Genomic DNA, 16,443 nt, shown 5'->3' with positions numbered 1-16,443 from the left:
ACATCTGTCCCGTCGCCGGAATTCGGCGGCCCCGAAGCTATGGGGCAGGTTTCCGTTGTCGGGGAACTTGGGGCCTATATAGTCGCGACAGCTAAAGAAGGGAAGAGGCGAATGCGCTGGGCGATTTTGTGGGTGCTGAGTGCCATGGCTGCGATGGCCGAGGGCGAAAAGGCGGGCGATTTTGACTACTACGTCCTGTCGCTCAGCTGGTCGCCCAATTGGTGCGCCCGCGAAGGCGATGCGCGCGGCTCGGATCAGTGCGACACGCGACACGATCATGGGTGGATATTGCATGGGCTCTGGCCGCAATTCCATCAGGGCTGGCCTTCGTATTGTCGCACGTCCGAAGCGCCACCCACACGCCGCATGACGCGGGAAATGGAGGATATTCAGGGCTCATCCGGGTTGGCCTGGCATCAATGGAAAAAGCACGGCACCTGTTCGGGCCTCAGTGCACCCGACTATTTCGCCCTTTCACGGCAGGCTTATGCAGGAGTTGCGCGCCCCGAGGTGTTCCGCAAGCTGGACGCGACGGTCAAACTGCCCGCTTCGGTGGTGGAAGAGGCCTTTCTCAAGGCCAATCCCACGCTCGAGCCTGACATGATCACCATCACCTGTAAGCAAGGCTATATCGAAGAAGTCCGCCTATGCCTGTCCCGCAATCTTGACCCGGTGCCCTGTGGCCGCGACGTGATCCGTGATTGCACCGCTAAAGACGCGGTGTTTGATCCGATTCGTTAGAGTTTTTTGTTCTGGCAGTCGCGCGCATAATCCAGCGCTTTGGCGGTGCCTTTCAGATCAATCGCCATGACGGTTTGACCTTCGGGATTGTAGACGGTCATGGTCTTGTTCTGCGCAATCGAGGTGACGAAACTCCGGTCCGTAAAGAACACCGTCGCGCCGGGCACGCGATCCTGCTTGAACCCGATGGCGGTGGCATCAAAGCTCTTGCCGTCCAGCTCAAACCGGATTGGGTATTGTTCCCCCGGTTTAATGTCGCCCCAAGCCTTGTTGTAAACGGTGAAATACCCGCGATTATCCAACGCGTCATAGCCTAGCCGCACCACCGAGAGGTCCTGATACACGGTTTGTATCAGGCACCCATTGCCAAGATTGGGGTCCATCATGATGTTCCAGCCTTCGACAAAACCTTTGTCGATAAGTTCCTGCGACAGGGCAGCAGTGGCGGCGAAGGCGGCTAAGGTGAGTGCGAGAAGGCGGGTCATTATGTGCTCCAAGTCTTTCGCTCAGTGGAATTTAACTCTGTTCGTTTTTCAAGCTAATTTGAGATTTGAATCTAAAGGACACCAAAAACACTTATCCGCCAAGATCATTGCAAACTACCCGTCTTGGTCAAGATCGTCTCGGTGCCGTTTGACAGGCGGAAAACACATCCTTGGGTCCTGGGAAGTTTTAACAGATCGTTGATGCCAAGGCCCAGCCAAATCCCGCGCAATATCAGTGACGTAACCCCGTGCGTCACCACGATTGCGGATTCGTCTTGCTCGTCTAAGAACGATTGTACCCTCTCATAGATCTCGTCAAAGCTTTCGCCATCCGGGCTGCGAAAATACCAATGATAGGACTCGTATGGGCAATCGATTTGAGTCCGAATGAATTCCCGCGTCGCGCCTTCCCATTGGCCAAATGCGATTTCCGTTAACCGGTCATCGTTTGCGAAATCAAACTGGGGTGCAATCGCCAGCCTTGCGGTGTGTTGCGCCCGCTCCTGCGGGCTGACGAACACGCGTTTGGGGTGGTTGGGGATACGGCCAAGTATCTCCCTCTGCTGCCGCGCCTGATAGATACCGGTTTCCGTTAGCGGAGAGTTCTTGCGGCCTTGAAACTTGCCCAAGGTATTCCACTCGGTTTCGCCATGTCTTAGGACAAACAGATCGGGGTACTTGGTCAATGCGGTTTCCTGAATTACCCACAAGCTAATTTCTAGTGTAGATTGACAGTGCATGCCGAACACACTTTGTCAGATTTCCTTCCTCGCCCGCAAAGCCGCCGTAATCGTCCCATCATCCAGATAGTCCAACTCGCCCCCAATCGGCACACCTTGTGCCAGGGATGTCAGACGAACCTGCCCCTCCAACTGATCCGCGATGTAGTGGGCGGTGGTCTGACCATCGACGGTGGCGTTCAGGGCGAGGATGATCTCGGTGATACTCTCGGCCACAACCCGGTCCTTCAACCGGGGGATACGCAATTCATCCGGGCCGACCCCGTCCAAAGCCGACAAAGTGCCGCCCAGAACGTGATAGCGACCCTTGAAGACCCCGGCACGCTCCATCGCCCAAAGGTCGGCGACGTCCTCGACCACACACAGCTCTCCGGTTGCGCGAGCCTCGTTGTTACAGATGTCGCAGATATCAGTGGTGCCCACATTGCCGCAGTTCAGACATTCACGGGCGGTGACGGCCACCTGCTGCATCGCGTCTGAAAGCGGCGTCAGCAGCAGGGCGCGTTTGCGGATCAGGTGCAGGACCGCGCGGCGGGCCGAGCGGGGCCCGAGGCCAGGCAGCTTGGCCATAAGGTCAATCAGATTGTCGATGTCGCTGTTCGAACTCACCGTGAGACCCTCGCAATTGGGCCAGGGAAATACGCCCCGGCCATAGATCCGTCAGGAGGGTGTATCAGAACGGCAGCTTGATGTCTGCGGGCAGGCCCATGCTTTCGGTCAGCTTGGCCATTTCTGCCTGCGAACGTTCCTGCGCTTTGGTTTGGGCGTCCTTGATCGCGGCGAGGATGAGGTCTTCGACTACTTCCTTGTCGTCACCGTTAAAGATCGACGGGTCGATATCCAGACCTTTCAGCTCACCCTTGGCGGTCGCGGTGGCCTTGACCAGCCCGGCACCGGATTCGCCGACGACCATGATGGTGTTCAGCTCTTCCTGCATATCTGTCATCTTGGTCTGCAGATCCTGCGCGGATTTCATCATCTTGGCCATGTCACCCAAGCCGCCTAAACCTTTTAGCATCGGTAATCTCCTGTCACTCGATTTGTGGCCTAGATACGAAGCGTAACCGCGCGGCACAAGAGGTCAGGATACTCCCGCCTGTCGTCAAGGTCTTTGGCAAGACCTTTCCTCCCGTTGGGCCCGGCGGCGAGTAAGGCGCGCTGCCGGGTCCAAAGCCGCTCAGGGGTATCGGCGTCAGCCGATGGCCCGCGGCGGGTGCGGGAGCATTTGGGTGAGGGGCGCTATGCACGAAGGTCAGTCTTCTTCGAACGGGTCCCATTCGTCTTCAACCTCGGGCAGGGCCTCGATTTCGACCTGAGCGGCGCGTTGTTCGGCGCTTTCGATGCTCTTAATCCGCGCTTTGGGGAAATGGGTCAGCACTGCTTGCACCAGAGGGTGCTGTTCCGCCTCGGCCTTCAGGGCCAGCTCAGCGGCATCCCGAACCTCGGCAATCGTCGGGGCGTCGCCCTCAGAGACAATAGAAACAGCCCAGCGGTTGCCTGTCCAACGCTGCAGCGACGCGCCCAATCGTTGCGACAGGTCGGTCGGGGCGTTGTCGGTCGGTGCGAACTCGATCCTGCCCGGTTGATAGGAAACCAGACGCACGCCGTTTTCGACCTCGACTAGCAGCTTCACGTCCCGGTTGGCTCGGATCAGTTCAACCACATGTTCAAATGTAGGATAACGTGCCAGCGCTGCCTGCACATCCTGGGCCAGCGCGGCCGTTGGCCCGCCCGCGCTGCCGCCAATCCCCGATGCGGCATAGGCCGGTCGGGCCACAGCCTGTGGCGCGGAAGGAGCATGTCCGGGCGCACCGATTCCCTTGCCGGGGCCACCATTGGGCTGCGGAGGCGTATCTTGCAGACGCTTGATCAGCTCCTCCGGGCTAGGCAAGTCGGCCACATGGGTCAGGCGGATCACGGCCATTTCCGCAGCCATCATTGCGTTGGGTGCGGCGGAAACTTCCTCGAGCGCTTTCAGCAGCATTTGCCACATGCGTGTAAGGACTCGCATGGGCAGAGCCTCGGCCATTTGTTGACCTCGGGCGCGTTCGTCGGGGGAAACGGTGGGATCTTCGGCGGCATCCGGGGTGATCTTGACCACCGAAACCCAATGCGTGATTTCAGCCAGATCGCGTAAGACGGCGAGTGGATCAGCCCCTTCGGCATATTGCCCGCTCAGCTCGGTCAACGCGCCTGCAGCATCGCCGCGCAGGATCATATCCATCAGATCCAGCACCCGGCCCCGATCGGCCAGCCCCAGCATCGCGCGCACCTGATCCGCGCTGGTTTCACCGGCCCCGTGCGAGATCGCTTGATCCAGCAGTGAGGTCGCATCCCGCGCCGATCCCTCGGCGGCCCGGGTGATCAACGACAACGCATCCTCGGCAATCTGTGCCCCCTCGGCACCTGCAATTTTGCGCAGCAGTCCGATCATATCCTCCGGCTCGATCCGGCGCAGATCAAAGCGCTGGCAACGGGACAGGACGGTCACCGGGACCTTGCGAATCTCGGTGGTGGCAAAGATGAACTTCACGTGTTCGGGGGGTTCTTCCAGCGTCTTGAGCAGCGCGTTGAAAGCGCTGGTCGACAGCATGTGAACCTCGTCGATGATATAGATCTTGTAGCGCGCGGACGCAGCGCGATAGCGGACGCTGTCGATGATCTCGCGGATGTCATTGACACCGGTGCGGCTGGCGGCGTCCATCTCCATCACATCGACATGGCGGCCCTCCATGATGGCTACGCAGTGTTCACATTGACCGCAGGGTTCGGTGGTAGGGCCGCCGCTGCCATCGGGACCGATGCAGTTCATACCCTTGGCTATGATCCGAGCGGTCGTCGTCTTGCCGGTACCGCGGATGCCGGTCATGATGAAGGCCTGCGCGATCCGGTCCGCCTCGAAGGCGTTTTTCAGAGTGCGCACCATGGCGTCCTGACCGACTAGATCGGCAAAGGTTTCGGGGCGGTATTTGCGGGCAAGAACCTGGTAGGCGGGGCTGGGCGTCTCGGTCATGTCTGCTCTGTCGGATTCGCGTTACGCCGCAGCGTAGAGGCCCCCGCCGCCCGCGTCCACAGCCGGCCGGGACGATTTTCATTTTGGAATGCGTGGGTATGCGGCTAAAATCCACTCTATTCTATTTACTGGACCAGTATGTTGTTGGGTGAAGTTTGTTTGGGGGGAGATTATGTCGCAACTGGTGGTTTATGCGTTGCAGGTTGGCGGAGGCACCTTGGCCTTGTCATCGATGCCCGGGCGCGGAGGCACTTATACCGAAGACCTCGATCTTATCGCAGACTGGAAGCCGGGACTTGTGATCTCGATGACGACTGAGGTCGAGATGATTCAGGATGGTGCGCGGAATTTTGGCGCTGATATTCAGGGGCGTGCCAGCAGATGGGTGCATTTGCCGATCGAAGATTTTGGCACGCCACCCAAAGAGATTTTGGACCGCTGGCCCCGCGTTGGCGCGACTGCCCGTCAGGCGTTGTCAGGTGGTGGCCGTGTGCTAGTGCATTGCCGTGGTGGCTGTGGCCGATCCGGGATGGTGGTTCTGCGTCTGATGGTTGAATGCGGTGAACGGCCTGAGGCGGCATTGAAGCGATTGCGTACGGTGCGTCCTTGCGCAGTCGAGACAAATGCCCAGATGCTTTGGGCCGTTGAACCGGCCCGTGTTCAAGCCGTTTGACGGCTTAGACACCAACATGTGGCGAGATTTCGCCACCGTTGTGCTGCACCAGAAGCGAAGCCTCAAGCATGGCGCAAGGAGGATTCCTTAGCAGGTCTGCGGGTAGGCTGCGGTACTCGGTTCCGAACATCATGTCTGCGTAGTCATCCAGCCGGCCGGTATCGATTTCAGGATCGGTTCCGCAGAATACACGTATCTGGTCGCATTGGGCGCGAAAGCGGGCGGTACATCCCTCTGGGCAGTGCGACAGGTCAATACTGCCTTCAATCTCAAACCCAGATTTTGTGACCGGTTTTGTGGTGGACATGGCCTGCGTCAGAGCCCGCGCCATTTGCGCCAGTGCGGGGCAGGTTGCCCCAGTACGTTGGCACACGGTCGCCGCGAATTCGTGCGTTTTAGTCTTCCAGATCATCAATGCGCCCTCCGCGCGCAGGGCGAGGGCGTGGCACAGGTTGGTCGGTGCAGAGCACGATCAAACCCGTCCCGGACACCCCGCCCGAGTTTCGGTTCTACATCTGATGGCAGGTCTCCTGACTTGCGGGTCATCGCTTTGCCGACCTTCCCAGCCTTCAAGGCCAGTGGTATCTCGGCATTGCTCTCCGCTTACAGTTGCGGGGGCAGTCTCGGACTAGGTTCTTTCCGGTTTTCTCCGTGCAGAACCGCACCGTGTTCCCTTTTCATCCCGGCCCGATTGGGCGCGAGAACCATCGCGACATGGCTATCGGCTGCGCCGTGCCCGAGTCAAGAAGATTGCGTCAGGCAAGTGACGTACGGTCCAGCCACGTCAACCTTGACTTGAGGCGCTTCGGGTGAACTGATCAGTTCAGTCGGTATTGGAGGGCACCATGTTGGACACGCAGCAGGCGGTTGTGACCGAGGATTTTCAGATCCCGTCCGACCCGGCAATGTTGTCGGCGCGGCTTTACCGTCCGGTTGCCGACCCCGAAAAGGTGGTCGTCATAAACGGTGCGACTGGGGTGCCGAGGGATTACTATCAGCACTTCGCCCGATGGCTCGCCGAAGAACAGGGCATGGCCTGCCTGACCTATGACTACCGGGATTTTGGTCACTCTTTGGTGGGTTCGCAAAAGCGGTCAAATGTCACCATGGCCGATTGGGCGTTGATCGACATTCCAGCCGCCCGGGCCGAGATGCGCCGACGGTTTCCACAGGCCAAGCTATGGAGCATCGGTCATTCCTTGGGCGGAATGTTTGGCCCGATCCAACCCGATATCGATCAGATCGACAGGATGATCTGTGTCTGTTCGGGTCTGGTAACGCTGGCGGATCACCCTTGGCCTTATCGCGCTTTGGCGGCGTTGTTCTGGTATGGTCACGCGCCGCTGGTGGTCAAGGCGCTTGGCTACCTGCCCGGACGGTTGGTCGGGTTTGGATCGGACCTGCCTGCCCAAGTCTATTGGCAATGGCGCAAATGGTGCACCGCCCCCAAAAGCTATGTGCCAGAGATCGGCACGACACTGCCCGCCGCCCGCTGGAAAGACTTGGGCAAACGTGTCGATCTGTTTACCTTCGCAGATGATGAAATGGTGCCGCCGGATGCTGTCTGGCGTCTTGCCGATCTCTATGGACCCAAAGCCGGGCGCCATCTGCTTGCACCAAGCGAATTAGGAGTGTCCAAGATCGGCCATATCGGTGCATTCGCAAGACGGAATGCGGCAGTCTGGCCTAGACTGATCGCCTGATAGCGCTGGGCACCGGTAGGTCGGTGCCCAGCTTCGTTATAGCCCTTTACGGGATTTTTTCTCGTGCATCACGCTGCGCACCATCTTGCCGAACGCCTTGTCGCGGGCGCGGGCCTGCGCCACCGAAGCGGAATTGTGTTGGTCTTCGCGCCGCAGCTTGCGCCAGCGGTCCAGCCGCGCGGGATCAAGCGTACCAGCGTCGATTGCCGCCTGCACCGCACATCCGGGCTCGGTCTCGTGCTGACAATCCGAGAAGCGGCAATTCAGGCTGAGGTCTGAGATGTCCGAGAACACCTCATCCAACCCCTCTTGCGCATCTAGCAGACGTAACGCGCGCATGCCGGGCGTATCGATCAGCCAGCCGCCATTGCGCATGCGATGCAAGGCGCGTGAGGTTGTTGTGTGCCTGCCGCGCGCATCGTCTTCGCGAATACCTGCGGTGGCCTGATCCTGCCCCGTCATCCCGTTGGCGAGCGTCGTTTTCCCAACGCCGGATGATCCAAGCAAGGCGCTGGTTTGTCCTTTCGGACACCACGACAGAACTTGTTCGAGATCGCCGTGATCCAGCGCGTTGACCGCAAGTACCGTCAGAAACGGGGCGAGCGATTGGGCTTGATCTACATAAAGGCTCGGATCATCGCACATGTCCGATTTGGTCAGAACGACCACCGGATAGCAGCCTGCCTGATGTGCCAGCGCAAGATACCGCTCCAATCGTGGCATATTGAAATCGGCGTTGCAGGAACTAACGATGAACAGCACATCAACATTTGCAGCAATCAGCTGCGCCGCTGCCCCTGTACCTGCGGCCCGGCGCTGCAGCAGGCTGCGCCGGTCCAGCACTCGGCGTATGCGTTTGTTTTCATCCGCCAGAACCCAATCCCCAACGGCATATGCGCCGGTTGATTGATCCAGAGATAACAAAGGCGATTCACCTTCAGGGCTCAGCCCGATCAGTCGATCCCGGTGTACGGCCGAGATGCGATACGGTAGAAGTGACGGATCAGCCGCATGCTGAGCCGCGAAATGAGAGGACCATCCGAGGTCCGATAAGGAAAGTAACATTGGTCTGCCTGTGATCAGAAACAGCAATCCCGCCGGATGGCAATCGCGCATCCGCTGGTGATGTGTTCAGGCAGTCAGTTGATCGGAAAGGATCAGAACCGGTCTGCCCGAAGGGAATTTGCTACAATCATAAACGCCCTCCTGCGGCTGATGGGTTCTAAGTGAGAGGTTGGACATCGACCCAAGCGGGGCTCGTTGTGGCTGCTTCCTTCCGGACCTGACCAGGTTGGCGAGGCGCTCGCCCGCGCCAACCTCTCAAAGCCGATATAGGTGCATCCCCTGAAAATGGCAACCCGTCAGAAGGTCAGATGAATACGCATGAAACCATCCGCATCGTCGGGCAGAATGCGTGGATGATACTCAGCAAGCTCTGCAACATGGTGTAGCGCGCGCGGCCCCGTTGTCAGGATCGCGCCCTGCCTTTGGTTTGGTACAAAAGAAAAGGGGCGCGGTGCATGTGCAAGTGGGTCGGCGGGCAGTGTGCCAGCGACGTATTTGCATAGAATATCCTGTATGCTGATCTGAGGCAGGTCAATCATACGGGCTTGTCGCGCAATTGGAAAATGACCACCGCCATTGGCGCGGTAGTTATTGGTGGCGACAAGGAAACTCTGGTCAGGCGCAATCGGCTGCCCATCGAATTCCAGGTTGCGTATGCGGGAAAATGCCGGATCAATCACTCGACCGAGCGTATCGAACCGCGCCGGTTGCGAAAGATCGATCTGGTAGGTGACGCCATGCAGGACATCGAAGTTGAAGCCCGTGCGCTGAGGATCGGCAAGATCGATCGGGGCGTCTGATCCAAGTTGATGGAACAGCCCGGCTGACATCTCAAGCCAGTCCCGAATCTGAGAACCTGAGGCCAGCACCGCGCGCAATTCATTAGGAAAGACACTGAGATCGGCGATATGTCGAACTGAAATCTCACCTGAGGGGATATCCGTGTAGTACTTGCTTCCTGTGCGCCCGCCGAACTTTGCCGGGGCGGCTGACGATATGATAGGCAAATCTGCCCAGTCGGTATCGACCAAATGCGGGCGTAGGGCAGCGACCTGAGCCGCCGCAACCAAGGCCAGACCGCGATCCGGTAAGCAATATGAGAAGTAGCTGTGCAGCGTGTGTGGGATTGTGCCCACTGGCCTGGTCACCCTTTTGCGCGTCGCAGCGTGGCCGGTCGCAAACAGCTCTGTGATCCTTTGGCATTCGGGTATTTCTGTGCCCGATTGAGCGATTGCCCGCGCTTCGACATGGCTGCCTGTAATGCGCCAATCGCCGGTGGTATCTTTTTGCAGTGTCAGATCAATGATCCCAAGATGAGACCCGGCCCAACCCTGCATGACAACCGGCGTTCCATGGACAAGCCCCCGCGTACTGTCGACGAATGGATAACCATCATGCGCCTTTCCGGGCAGTGTCAGATGGGTGTGGCCTGCGACGACGGCATCAATCAGCGGCATCTCGGCCAGCGGGATGATCGCGTTTTCCATATCCGGCTCGGCCATTGCCGATCCCAGTCCGGTATGCGCAAGGGCGACAATCAGGTCGCAACCTTGCACGCTGAGATCTTCAGCAGCGCGCCGCGCAGCGGCCAGAATGTCTGTTACCACGACCCGGTCCGTTAGCAGATGTGCTTCCCACTGTGCGGTTTGAGAGGGCAAAACAGAAAGAACCCCGATGCGGATTGCGGTGTCCTGTCCATTTAGTCTGACAACCCGATGCAGAATCGTGTGTGCACCCCAACCTTGTTCGGTCTGAGTGGTTTGCATATTGCTGCAAATCATTGGGCAGGCGGTTTGGCGAGCGATGCGATTGACGAGTTCCAGCCCAAATCCGAAATCGTGATTACCCAATCCGATCGCGTCATAGTTCAACGTGTTGAACGCGCGTGGCAGGGGATGGGCGTCTGGCACGTTTTCAGCTGCCCAGTTGCCAAATGGCGTTCCCTGCAGGCTATCACCATTGTCAAACAACAGCACAAGGGCGTCATCGCGTTCAGCCTGTCTGCGCGCCTCGTGAATCAGGCTGGCGGTACGGGTCAAACCAATCGCGGGTTCGGGGCGATCCGAATAGTAATCATATGACGTCAGGTGCATGTGTAGATCGGATGTAGCAAGGATTCGAATCCGTGCGCTATCACCCGCATCTCTTCGTCGTCGCATTAAATGCTTTGATTTCAATATCTTCAACTTCTAGCTGTCAGTGTGCCAACGTTTCCACCATGAGGTCGATTTAATGCAATTTCCGGGGCGATGCTGCGGTCATTCCGCGGCAGGGTCGAAAAATGTTTGGTCGATACCCGTTGCACGATCAGGTAAGACGTGGCAGCCCTTTGCGCGGCAGTCAGGAACGGCAGGCATGAAACGCGCAGAACAGGTGACATTTGGCGGCTCGGCACTGGATCGGGCGGGTTTGCTGCGCGGCGACGCGGACAAACTGGCACAGGTTTATCGTGACCCTTTGGCAACATGTGTGTTGCTGTGGCGTGGCAAACTGTTGGTTGAGGGTGAGGCACTGGACCGGCTCGTCCGGCTTCCGATGACGCACAAGATTCTCGAACAAGGCCCGGGCGGTGTGATCGAGCAACCGATTTTCCTTGGAAAATCCGAGGATGGATCGCCGCTTTTTGCCATGGACATCTCGGGCTGGGCGGCTGAAGGGCTGGATTTATCCGGTGTCGGAGATTTTGTCGATCGCAGCGAACAGCAGCACCCTGATCTGCCCGAGGGGTGTGTCTTTGCCGAGCTGCGCCGCATCATGACACGCCTCAACCCACGAGACGCAGAGATTGCGGCAACCGCCAAGGCGGTGATCGGCTGGCACGAAACGCATCAATTCTGTGCCCGATGTGGTGCCCGCAGCGAGATGTCTCAGGGTGGATGGCAGCGCAGTTGCCCGGCCTGCGGCGGCCAGCATTTCCCGCGCACCGATCCTGTGGTCATCATGTTGATTACCCATGGCAATTCGGTGCTGATGGGGCGCTCTCCGGGCTGGCCTGAAGGCATGTATTCGCTTTTGGCTGGTTTTGTTGAGCCCGGTGAAACGCTGGAAGCCGCTGTGCGGCGTGAAGTGATGGAAGAGGCGGGCGTGCCCGTGGGTGCAGTGAGCTATCTCGCAAGCCAACCCTGGCCCTTTCCCGCATCCCTGATGTTTGGATGCGCAGGCGAGGCGTTATCGCGCGATATCCAGATCGATCCGGTCGAGATCGAGGATGCGATCTGGGTCACACGGACCGAGATGATGCAGGCCTTCGCTGGGGATCACCCTAAGCTGTTGCCTGCCCGAAAAGGTGCGATTGCGCACTTTTTGTTGCAACACTGGCTTGCAGACACGTTGGACTGACGAGAAACTGAACCCAATCTAGGGCAGAGAAAAGCAATCATGCAGTTTTCAGCGCAGGAAGATATCGATGTCCCGATCGAGACGGTCTTCAACATGGTCTCGGATTTTGAACGCTTTGAACGCAAAGCCTTGCGGCGCGGGGTCGATGTGCGTCGGGTCACGGGGTCGGTTGTGCCGCAGGCCGGAATAACCTGGGAGACCGAATTCAAGATACGTGGCAAGCCACGTCATATCATTATCGAGATGACTGAATGCGACCGCCCGTCCTTGATGCGGTTCCAGTCCAGCAGCAAGGGAATGAACGGCGACACGGTGATCGAGCTTTTGGCGCTTTCCCAACGTCGGACACGGCTGCGCGTTGAAACTTCGCTGGGTGCGAAAACGCTGCCCGCCCGCCTATTGCTTCAATCCCTGAAGTTAGGGCAATCCCGATTCAGGCGGCAGTTCCAGACCCGTCTCAGCGAATTCGCGCGCGATATGGAGGAACGACACCTCCATGGTGTCTGACAACCGAGAAGTGGATGAACACTTTAACGAGACCGATCATACGCGACGCTGTCGAAGCCGATGCGGATGGCTTGTCCGGTGTGCTAACAGCGCTTGTAGCGGCCGGAAAGCGGACCAAGCCCGCCGACAGCGCCTTTGCACTGACGCATTACATCTGCGACCCTGAGCGGATTCAGTGTAGCCTTGCCGTTGCGCCGGACGGACAGATACTGGGTTTCCAGTCGTTGAAGCTTGCCACCCGAAACAACCCGTATGGCGTTGCGGTCGGGTGGGGCATCATTGGGACGCATATCAAACCGTCCGCAGCGCGATGTGGTATCGGTCGGGCGTTGTTCAAACGTTCTCTTCAAGCCGCTAGGCAGCAGGGATTGCCCGCTATCGATGCTACGATCGGGGCCAACAATTCCGACGGCCTTGGCTATTATGAGGCGATGGGATTCAGAGAGTACCGGCAGATGGATGGCGCGATTTGCAAGGTCTATCGCATGGGAAAGGAGTGACCGACCCGTAATCCGCCGCACTTTCAGGATGTCGCACCCAAGTACTCAAGATATCGTTCTAAGCTGCAAGCGTAGCTGCCCCGCCTATCCAGGCCGTTCCTTTGAAGGGGCGAGCCGATTGCCTGCACTATCCACGAGGTTGCGCCGCCGGATAAACACCGAGGACTTCTACGTTGGTGGTAAAATGCTCAAGCTCATCCATCGCCAGTTGCACATTTCGATCGCCTGGATGACCCACGATATCGGCATAGAACTGGGTCGCGGTGAAGGACCCGTCGACCATATAGCTTTCCAGCTTGGTCATGTTGATTCCGTTGGTGGCAAATCCGCCCATCGCTTTGTACAGCGCCGCCGGGATGTTACGCACCTGAAAGACAAAACTTGTGATCATGCCGTGATCACCACGGCGCGATTCGTCGGCCTCACGAGACATCACCAGAAAACGGGTCGTGTTGTCGCCCTGATCTTCAATGTGACGGGCCAAAACGTTAAGGCCGTAAATCTCACCTGCCAGCTCACTGGCTAACGCTGCGGAGTGTTTGTCGCCGATCTCGGCGACCTCGCGTGCGGCACGAGCATTATCCGGGCTGACCCTGCCACGAATTCCGTGTTGCTTCAGGAAACCTGCGCATTGTGGTAGCAAGACGAGGTGGGAATGCGCCTCAGTGATATCCTCCAGAGTCGCGCCCGGTACGCCCAACAGGTTGATGTGCACGCGCACAAATGCTTCGTCGATGATGTGCAGCCCGCTATGCGGAAGCAGGCGGTGAATATCGGCCACACGACCATAGGTGGTATTTTCCACCGGTAGCATGGCCAGATCAGCCTCACCTGAGCGCACTGATTCGATCACATCTTCGAAAGTGCGGCAGGGCAGGGCGTCCATATCCGGTCGCGCGTTCCGGCAGGCTTCGTGACTGTATGCGCCGGGTTCTCCCTGAAATGCTATGCGATTGGTCATTTGGTCGTTTCCGTGCAACAAGTTCTTGAATTGGGCGTTTAGTCGCGGTGTCTATACCTTGCGTCTTCTCAGGGGAAGCCTTAGACACCCCGCAGACAGCTGAAATGGACACGCGATCAAAATGTTCGACACGATGACAGTTACCAAAGCCGCAGCCGGCTTGTTTGGCACCTTCCTGGTGTTGCTTCTGGCAAAATGGGGGGCGGATGTCCTCTATAGCTCTGACAGCCATCTTGCCGAAGCTGCTTACATTATCGAAACCGAAAGCTCGGGCGAAAGCGCGGACGGCGAAGAAGTGGTCTTCGAAGATATGTTGGCTGCAGCCGACCCTGAAAAGGGCGCACGTGTATTCCGCAAGTGCACCGCCTGCCACAAGTTGGAAGACGGCGCCAATGGTACAGGTCCTTACCTTTACGGTGTCGTAGATCGCCCGGTTGCCTCAGCTAAAGGCTTTACCGGTTATTCGGCCTCGATGCAGGCGCATGGTGGCAACTGGACACCCGAAGCCCTGGACGCGTTCCTGGAACGCCCAAGCGCCTATATCTCGGGCACTTCGATGAGCTTTGCTGGCCTGAAAAAACCACAAGAACGCGCCGATCTGATTGCGTATCTGCAGACCATCGGCAACTGATCTGTTGATCAGATTTGCAGGATTTAAAGCCGCTGCCTTGCGCAGCGGCTTTATTTTTTGTCTGAGAAGAACTTCACAAAGCGTTCACGCATTCTAAACTTGCAACTGACAGTGCTGGACCTTTAGCTGGCGGGCACGACAATGAAGACGACAGAAATTCAGAGGACGAGCCTGATGAAACCCCTTCTGCCCCAGATGCGCTTTACCGGAATTCACGCTTGGGCTGCGGCTTTGGGGATTTCGGCGACACTGGTTCTGGGCAGCAGCGATCCTGCCCGTGCCAATGAAGAGGGCGTCACGCGCAGCCACGGGTATTCCTATTTCGGAAATCTGGATTATCCGGCCGACTATCCGTACTTGAACTACGTCAACCCAGACGCACCAAAGGGCGGAGAGCTGTCTTTATCGGGCTCAGGTACGTTTGATTCCCTGAACCCTTATTCGCGCAAGGGGCGGGCAGGCGCTTTGACCACGCTTCAATATGACCCGCTGATCGAAAGTACCGCGGACAGTGTCGGGCAGTATTATGGGGTTATTGCGGAAAGTATGGAATATGACGAAGGGCGCAATTATGTGATCTTCAATCTGCGCCCCGAAGCTATGTTCTGGGATGGCACCCCGGTGACTGCCGAAGACGTCGTCTATAGTCATCGTTTGTTCATTGAGCAGGGTTTGCCGTCTTATGCGCAAGCCGTCGGGCGCATGGTTACAGGGGCTGAAGCTCTGGATGACCACACTGTAAAATTTACTTTTAGTCCGGATGTCACCCGGCGCGGGTTGATCGAAACCGTCGGGTCGACCCCGGTATTTTCAAAAGCCTGGTTCGAGGCCGATGAAAGCCGTCGTCTGGACGAACCGCGGCTGGAGGTCGCCGTTGGTTCAGGTCCTTACAAACTGGACAGCTATGACATCAACCGTCGTATAGTCTACAAGCGTCGCGACGATTATTGGGGCAAGGATCTGCCGATCAACATAGGCCGCAACAATTACGACACTATCCGGATCGAGTATTTCGCGGATCAAACCGCCGCCTTCGAAGGGTTCAAGGCGGGCGAATACACGATGCGTATCGAAAGTGACCCCAAGCTCTGGGCCTCTAGTTACGATTTCCCGAAACTCAGCGAAGGGTTTGTCGTGCAGGACGAGATCGTGGATGGTAGCCCACCGACGCCGTCGGGTTTCGTTTTCAATCTGGGCAAGCCTCAATTTGCCGACAAGAATGTGCGTAAAGCGCTGGCGCTGGCGTTCAATTTCGAATGGGCAAATGAATCGCTGATGTTCGGTCTGAACGCACCGCGCAGTTCATTCGTGCAGGGGACACATCTTGAAGCGACAGGCGTGCCGGAGGGTGCCGAACTGGCGTTTCTGGAAACGCTGGGTGACGTGGTTCCGGCCGAGGTGTTCAGCGAGCCTGCGCTTGTCGTCCACGAATCCAATCCAGCTCGGTTGAACGACCGTCGCAATTTGCGGCAAGCCTCGAAACTGCTGGACGAGGCTGGTTGGCCCGTCGGCGACGGCAATCTGCGCCGCAATGCCGATGGGCAGACGCTGAAGGTCAATATTCCGTATGCGTCGAGCATTCCAACCTCGACCGCCACCATGATCGAGACCTATGTGCAGAACCTGCAGTCGATCGGTGTGGATGCTTCGGCCGAGAAGGTAGATCCTTCTCAATTCACCCTGCGGCGGCGTGAGCGTGATTATGATATGGTATATTCGAACCGCTATGGCTCGTTCCTGTCGACCGGCGGGGGTCTCAGTCAGATGTACGGATCGGAAGAAGCCGCGTTTAGCTTGTTCAACCCTGCCGGTCTTGCCAGCCCACTTGTTGACGCTGTGATCGAAGCGTCATTCGACACGACAAATCAGGCGGAACAGGATGCTGCGCTGATGGCGTTGGATCGTGTCTTGCGTTATGAGTTCTTCGTCATTCCCGATGGGTATGTGGCGGATTACTGGACGGCTTATTACGACATGTACGAATACCCTGAAAACCTGCCTCCATTCTCGCTTGGGTATCTCGATCTGTGGTGGATTAACCCCGAGAAAGAGGCTGACCTGAAAGCGAAAGGCGCGCTGCGATAA

17 protein-coding genes, 1 other RNA gene and 1 riboswitch are annotated in these 16,443 nt (G+C 57.8%); of the genes, 8 read left to right on the top strand and 10 right to left on the bottom strand.

Annotated features, from left to right (window positions below):
• Nucleotides 1-111 precede the first annotated feature (111 nt).
• Nucleotides 112-741 (top strand): ribonuclease T2 family protein, encoded by a 630-nt coding sequence (locus ACR0KC_RS07995; RefSeq protein ID WP_170508836.1) that lies wholly within the window; start codon nt 112-114, stop codon nt 739-741.
• Here the strand turns inward: ACR0KC_RS07995 and ACR0KC_RS07990 are convergent.
• The 5 genes from ACR0KC_RS07990 to ACR0KC_RS07970 all read right to left on the bottom strand — a co-directional run bounded on the left by ACR0KC_RS07990 (nt 738) and on the right by ACR0KC_RS07970 (nt 4,979).
• Nucleotides 738-1,226 (bottom strand): hypothetical protein, encoded by a 489-nt coding sequence (locus ACR0KC_RS07990; RefSeq protein WP_170406567.1) that lies wholly within the window; start codon nt 1,224-1,226, stop codon nt 738-740. The two genes, ACR0KC_RS07995 and ACR0KC_RS07990, sit on opposite strands and share 4 nt — an antisense overlap.
• Nucleotides 1,227-1,330: 104 nt before the next feature.
• Nucleotides 1,331-1,912: a histidine phosphatase family protein gene (locus ACR0KC_RS07985; RefSeq protein ID WP_170398699.1), complete on the bottom strand. Its 582-nt coding sequence runs from the start codon at nt 1,910-1,912 to the stop codon at nt 1,331-1,333.
• Nucleotides 1,913-1,981: 69 nt separating this feature from the next.
• The gene (gene recR, locus ACR0KC_RS07980) at nt 1,982-2,575 is read right to left on the bottom strand and encodes a recombination mediator RecR (protein WP_170425779.1); all 594 of its coding nucleotides are present in this window, start codon (nt 2,573-2,575) and stop codon (nt 1,982-1,984) included.
• Nucleotides 2,576-2,639: 64 nt separating this feature from the next.
• The gene (locus ACR0KC_RS07975; protein ID WP_170398693.1) at nt 2,640-2,984 is read right to left on the bottom strand and encodes a YbaB/EbfC family nucleoid-associated protein; all 345 of its coding nucleotides are present in this window, start codon (nt 2,982-2,984) and stop codon (nt 2,640-2,642) included.
• A gap of 234 nt (nt 2,985-3,218) precedes the next feature.
• Nucleotides 3,219-4,979: a DNA polymerase III subunit gamma/tau gene (locus tag ACR0KC_RS07970; protein WP_480771694.1), complete on the bottom strand. Its 1,761-nt coding sequence runs from the start codon at nt 4,977-4,979 to the stop codon at nt 3,219-3,221.
• Nucleotides 4,980-5,151: 172 nt separating this feature from the next.
• On the opposite strand from ACR0KC_RS07970, the gene ACR0KC_RS07965 reads away from it, so the two are divergent.
• Nucleotides 5,152-5,652, top strand: a complete 501-nt coding sequence (locus ACR0KC_RS07965) for a phosphatase domain-containing protein (protein ID WP_170398687.1) — start codon at nt 5,152-5,154, stop codon at nt 5,650-5,652.
• Between the two features lie 4 nt (nt 5,653-5,656).
• On the opposite strand, the gene ACR0KC_RS07960 is transcribed toward ACR0KC_RS07965, so the two are convergent.
• Nucleotides 5,657-6,064 carry a hypothetical protein gene (locus ACR0KC_RS07960; RefSeq protein ID WP_170625809.1) on the bottom strand — a complete coding sequence of 136 codons (408 nt, stop codon included), beginning with the start codon at nt 6,062-6,064 and terminating at the stop codon, nt 5,657-5,659.
• A 91-nt stretch (nt 6,065-6,155) separates the two neighbouring features.
• Nucleotides 6,156-6,375: riboswitch (cobalamin riboswitch) on the bottom strand.
• 122 nt (nt 6,376-6,497) lie between these two features.
• Between ACR0KC_RS07960 and ACR0KC_RS07955 the strand changes: the two genes are divergently transcribed.
• Nucleotides 6,498-7,355, top strand: a complete 858-nt coding sequence (locus ACR0KC_RS07955) for an alpha/beta hydrolase family protein (RefSeq protein ID WP_480705799.1) — start codon at nt 6,498-6,500, stop codon at nt 7,353-7,355.
• A 36-nt stretch (nt 7,356-7,391) separates the two neighbouring features.
• On the opposite strand, the gene rsgA is transcribed toward ACR0KC_RS07955, so the two are convergent.
• The 3 genes from rsgA to ACR0KC_RS07940 form a co-directional block, all read right to left on the bottom strand.
• On the bottom strand, nt 7,392-8,420 hold the full coding sequence (rsgA, locus tag ACR0KC_RS07950) for a ribosome small subunit-dependent GTPase A (RefSeq protein WP_170611237.1): 1,029 nt from the start codon (nt 8,418-8,420) through the stop codon (nt 7,392-7,394).
• A gap of 159 nt (nt 8,421-8,579) precedes the next feature.
• Nucleotides 8,580-8,678, bottom strand: an RNA gene (gene ffs, locus ACR0KC_RS07945) — signal recognition particle sRNA small type.
• 38 nt (nt 8,679-8,716) lie between these two features.
• Nucleotides 8,717-10,579 carry a bifunctional 2',3'-cyclic-nucleotide 2'-phosphodiesterase/3'-nucleotidase gene (locus tag ACR0KC_RS07940; protein ID WP_480771693.1) on the bottom strand — a complete coding sequence of 621 codons (1,863 nt, stop codon included), beginning with the start codon at nt 10,577-10,579 and terminating at the stop codon, nt 8,717-8,719.
• Nucleotides 10,580-10,775: 196 nt separating this feature from the next.
• Here ACR0KC_RS07940 and nudC point away from each other — a divergent pair, with 196 nt between their 5' ends.
• The 3 genes from nudC to ACR0KC_RS07925 are packed head-to-tail and all read left to right on the top strand — an operon-like array spanning nt 10,776 to nt 12,766.
• A complete protein-coding gene (gene nudC, locus ACR0KC_RS07935; RefSeq protein WP_170425765.1) occupies nt 10,776-11,759 on the top strand; it encodes an NAD(+) diphosphatase in 984 nt (327 codons plus the stop codon).
• Between the two features lie 39 nt (nt 11,760-11,798).
• Nucleotides 11,799-12,266 carry an SRPBCC family protein gene (locus tag ACR0KC_RS07930; RefSeq protein WP_170406543.1) on the top strand — a complete coding sequence of 156 codons (468 nt, stop codon included), beginning with the start codon at nt 11,799-11,801 and terminating at the stop codon, nt 12,264-12,266.
• Between the two features lie 14 nt (nt 12,267-12,280).
• Nucleotides 12,281-12,766, top strand: coding sequence for an N-acetyltransferase family protein (locus ACR0KC_RS07925; protein WP_480771692.1), 486 nt, complete (start codon nt 12,281-12,283; stop codon nt 12,764-12,766).
• A gap of 127 nt (nt 12,767-12,893) precedes the next feature.
• Here the strand turns inward: ACR0KC_RS07925 and ACR0KC_RS07920 are convergent, their stop codons facing one another.
• The gene (locus tag ACR0KC_RS07920; protein ID WP_170398663.1) at nt 12,894-13,727 is read right to left on the bottom strand and encodes a prephenate dehydratase; all 834 of its coding nucleotides are present in this window, start codon (nt 13,725-13,727) and stop codon (nt 12,894-12,896) included.
• A gap of 121 nt (nt 13,728-13,848) precedes the next feature.
• On the opposite strand from ACR0KC_RS07920, the gene ACR0KC_RS07915 reads away from it, so the two are divergent.
• Together ACR0KC_RS07915 and ACR0KC_RS07910 are read left to right on the top strand one after the other, a co-directional pair.
• A complete protein-coding gene (locus ACR0KC_RS07915) occupies nt 13,849-14,358 on the top strand; it encodes a c-type cytochrome (protein WP_170398660.1) in 510 nt (169 codons plus the stop codon).
• Nucleotides 14,359-14,532: 174 nt separating this feature from the next.
• Nucleotides 14,533-16,443 (top strand): extracellular solute-binding protein, encoded by a 1,911-nt coding sequence (locus tag ACR0KC_RS07910; protein ID WP_170625814.1) that lies wholly within the window; start codon nt 14,533-14,535, stop codon nt 16,441-16,443.

This window comes from Ruegeria sp. CF3 (assembly GCF_056537365.1).
This window is presented reverse-complemented; position numbering and strand designations above follow the sequence as displayed.

Excerpts from the sequence above, each read along its gene's own strand:
- ACR0KC_RS07995 (WP_170508836.1), top strand. The coding sequence starts at position 112 with ATGCGCTGGGCGATTTTGTGGGTGCTGAGTGCCATGGCTGCGATGGCC.
- ACR0KC_RS07990 (WP_170406567.1), bottom strand. The coding sequence starts at position 1,226 with ATGACCCGCCTTCTCGCACTCACCTTAGCCGCCTTCGCCGCCACTGCT.
- ACR0KC_RS07975 (WP_170398693.1), bottom strand. The coding sequence starts at position 2,984 with ATGCTAAAAGGTTTAGGCGGCTTGGGTGACATGGCCAAGATGATGAAA.
- ACR0KC_RS07970 (WP_480771694.1), bottom strand. The coding sequence starts at position 4,979 with ATGACCGAGACGCCCAGCCCCGCCTACCAGGTTCTTGCCCGCAAATAC.
- ACR0KC_RS07965 (WP_170398687.1), top strand. The coding sequence starts at position 5,152 with ATGTCGCAACTGGTGGTTTATGCGTTGCAGGTTGGCGGAGGCACCTTG.
- ACR0KC_RS07960 (WP_170625809.1), bottom strand. The coding sequence starts at position 6,064 with ATGATCTGGAAGACTAAAACGCACGAATTCGCGGCGACCGTGTGCCAA.
- ACR0KC_RS07955 (WP_480705799.1), top strand. The coding sequence starts at position 6,498 with ATGTTGGACACGCAGCAGGCGGTTGTGACCGAGGATTTTCAGATCCCG.
- rsgA (WP_170611237.1), bottom strand. The coding sequence starts at position 8,420 with ATGTTACTTTCCTTATCGGACCTCGGATGGTCCTCTCATTTCGCGGCT.
- ACR0KC_RS07940 (WP_480771693.1), bottom strand. The coding sequence starts at position 10,579 with ATGCGACGACGAAGAGATGCGGGTGATAGCGCACGGATTCGAATCCTT.
- nudC (WP_170425765.1), top strand. The coding sequence starts at position 10,776 with ATGAAACGCGCAGAACAGGTGACATTTGGCGGCTCGGCACTGGATCGG.
- ACR0KC_RS07930 (WP_170406543.1), top strand. The coding sequence starts at position 11,799 with ATGCAGTTTTCAGCGCAGGAAGATATCGATGTCCCGATCGAGACGGTC.
- ACR0KC_RS07925 (WP_480771692.1), top strand. The coding sequence starts at position 12,281 with ATGAACACTTTAACGAGACCGATCATACGCGACGCTGTCGAAGCCGAT.
- ACR0KC_RS07920 (WP_170398663.1), bottom strand. The coding sequence starts at position 13,727 with ATGACCAATCGCATAGCATTTCAGGGAGAACCCGGCGCATACAGTCAC.
- ACR0KC_RS07915 (WP_170398660.1), top strand. The coding sequence starts at position 13,849 with ATGTTCGACACGATGACAGTTACCAAAGCCGCAGCCGGCTTGTTTGGC.
- ACR0KC_RS07910 (WP_170625814.1), top strand. The coding sequence starts at position 14,533 with ATGAAACCCCTTCTGCCCCAGATGCGCTTTACCGGAATTCACGCTTGG.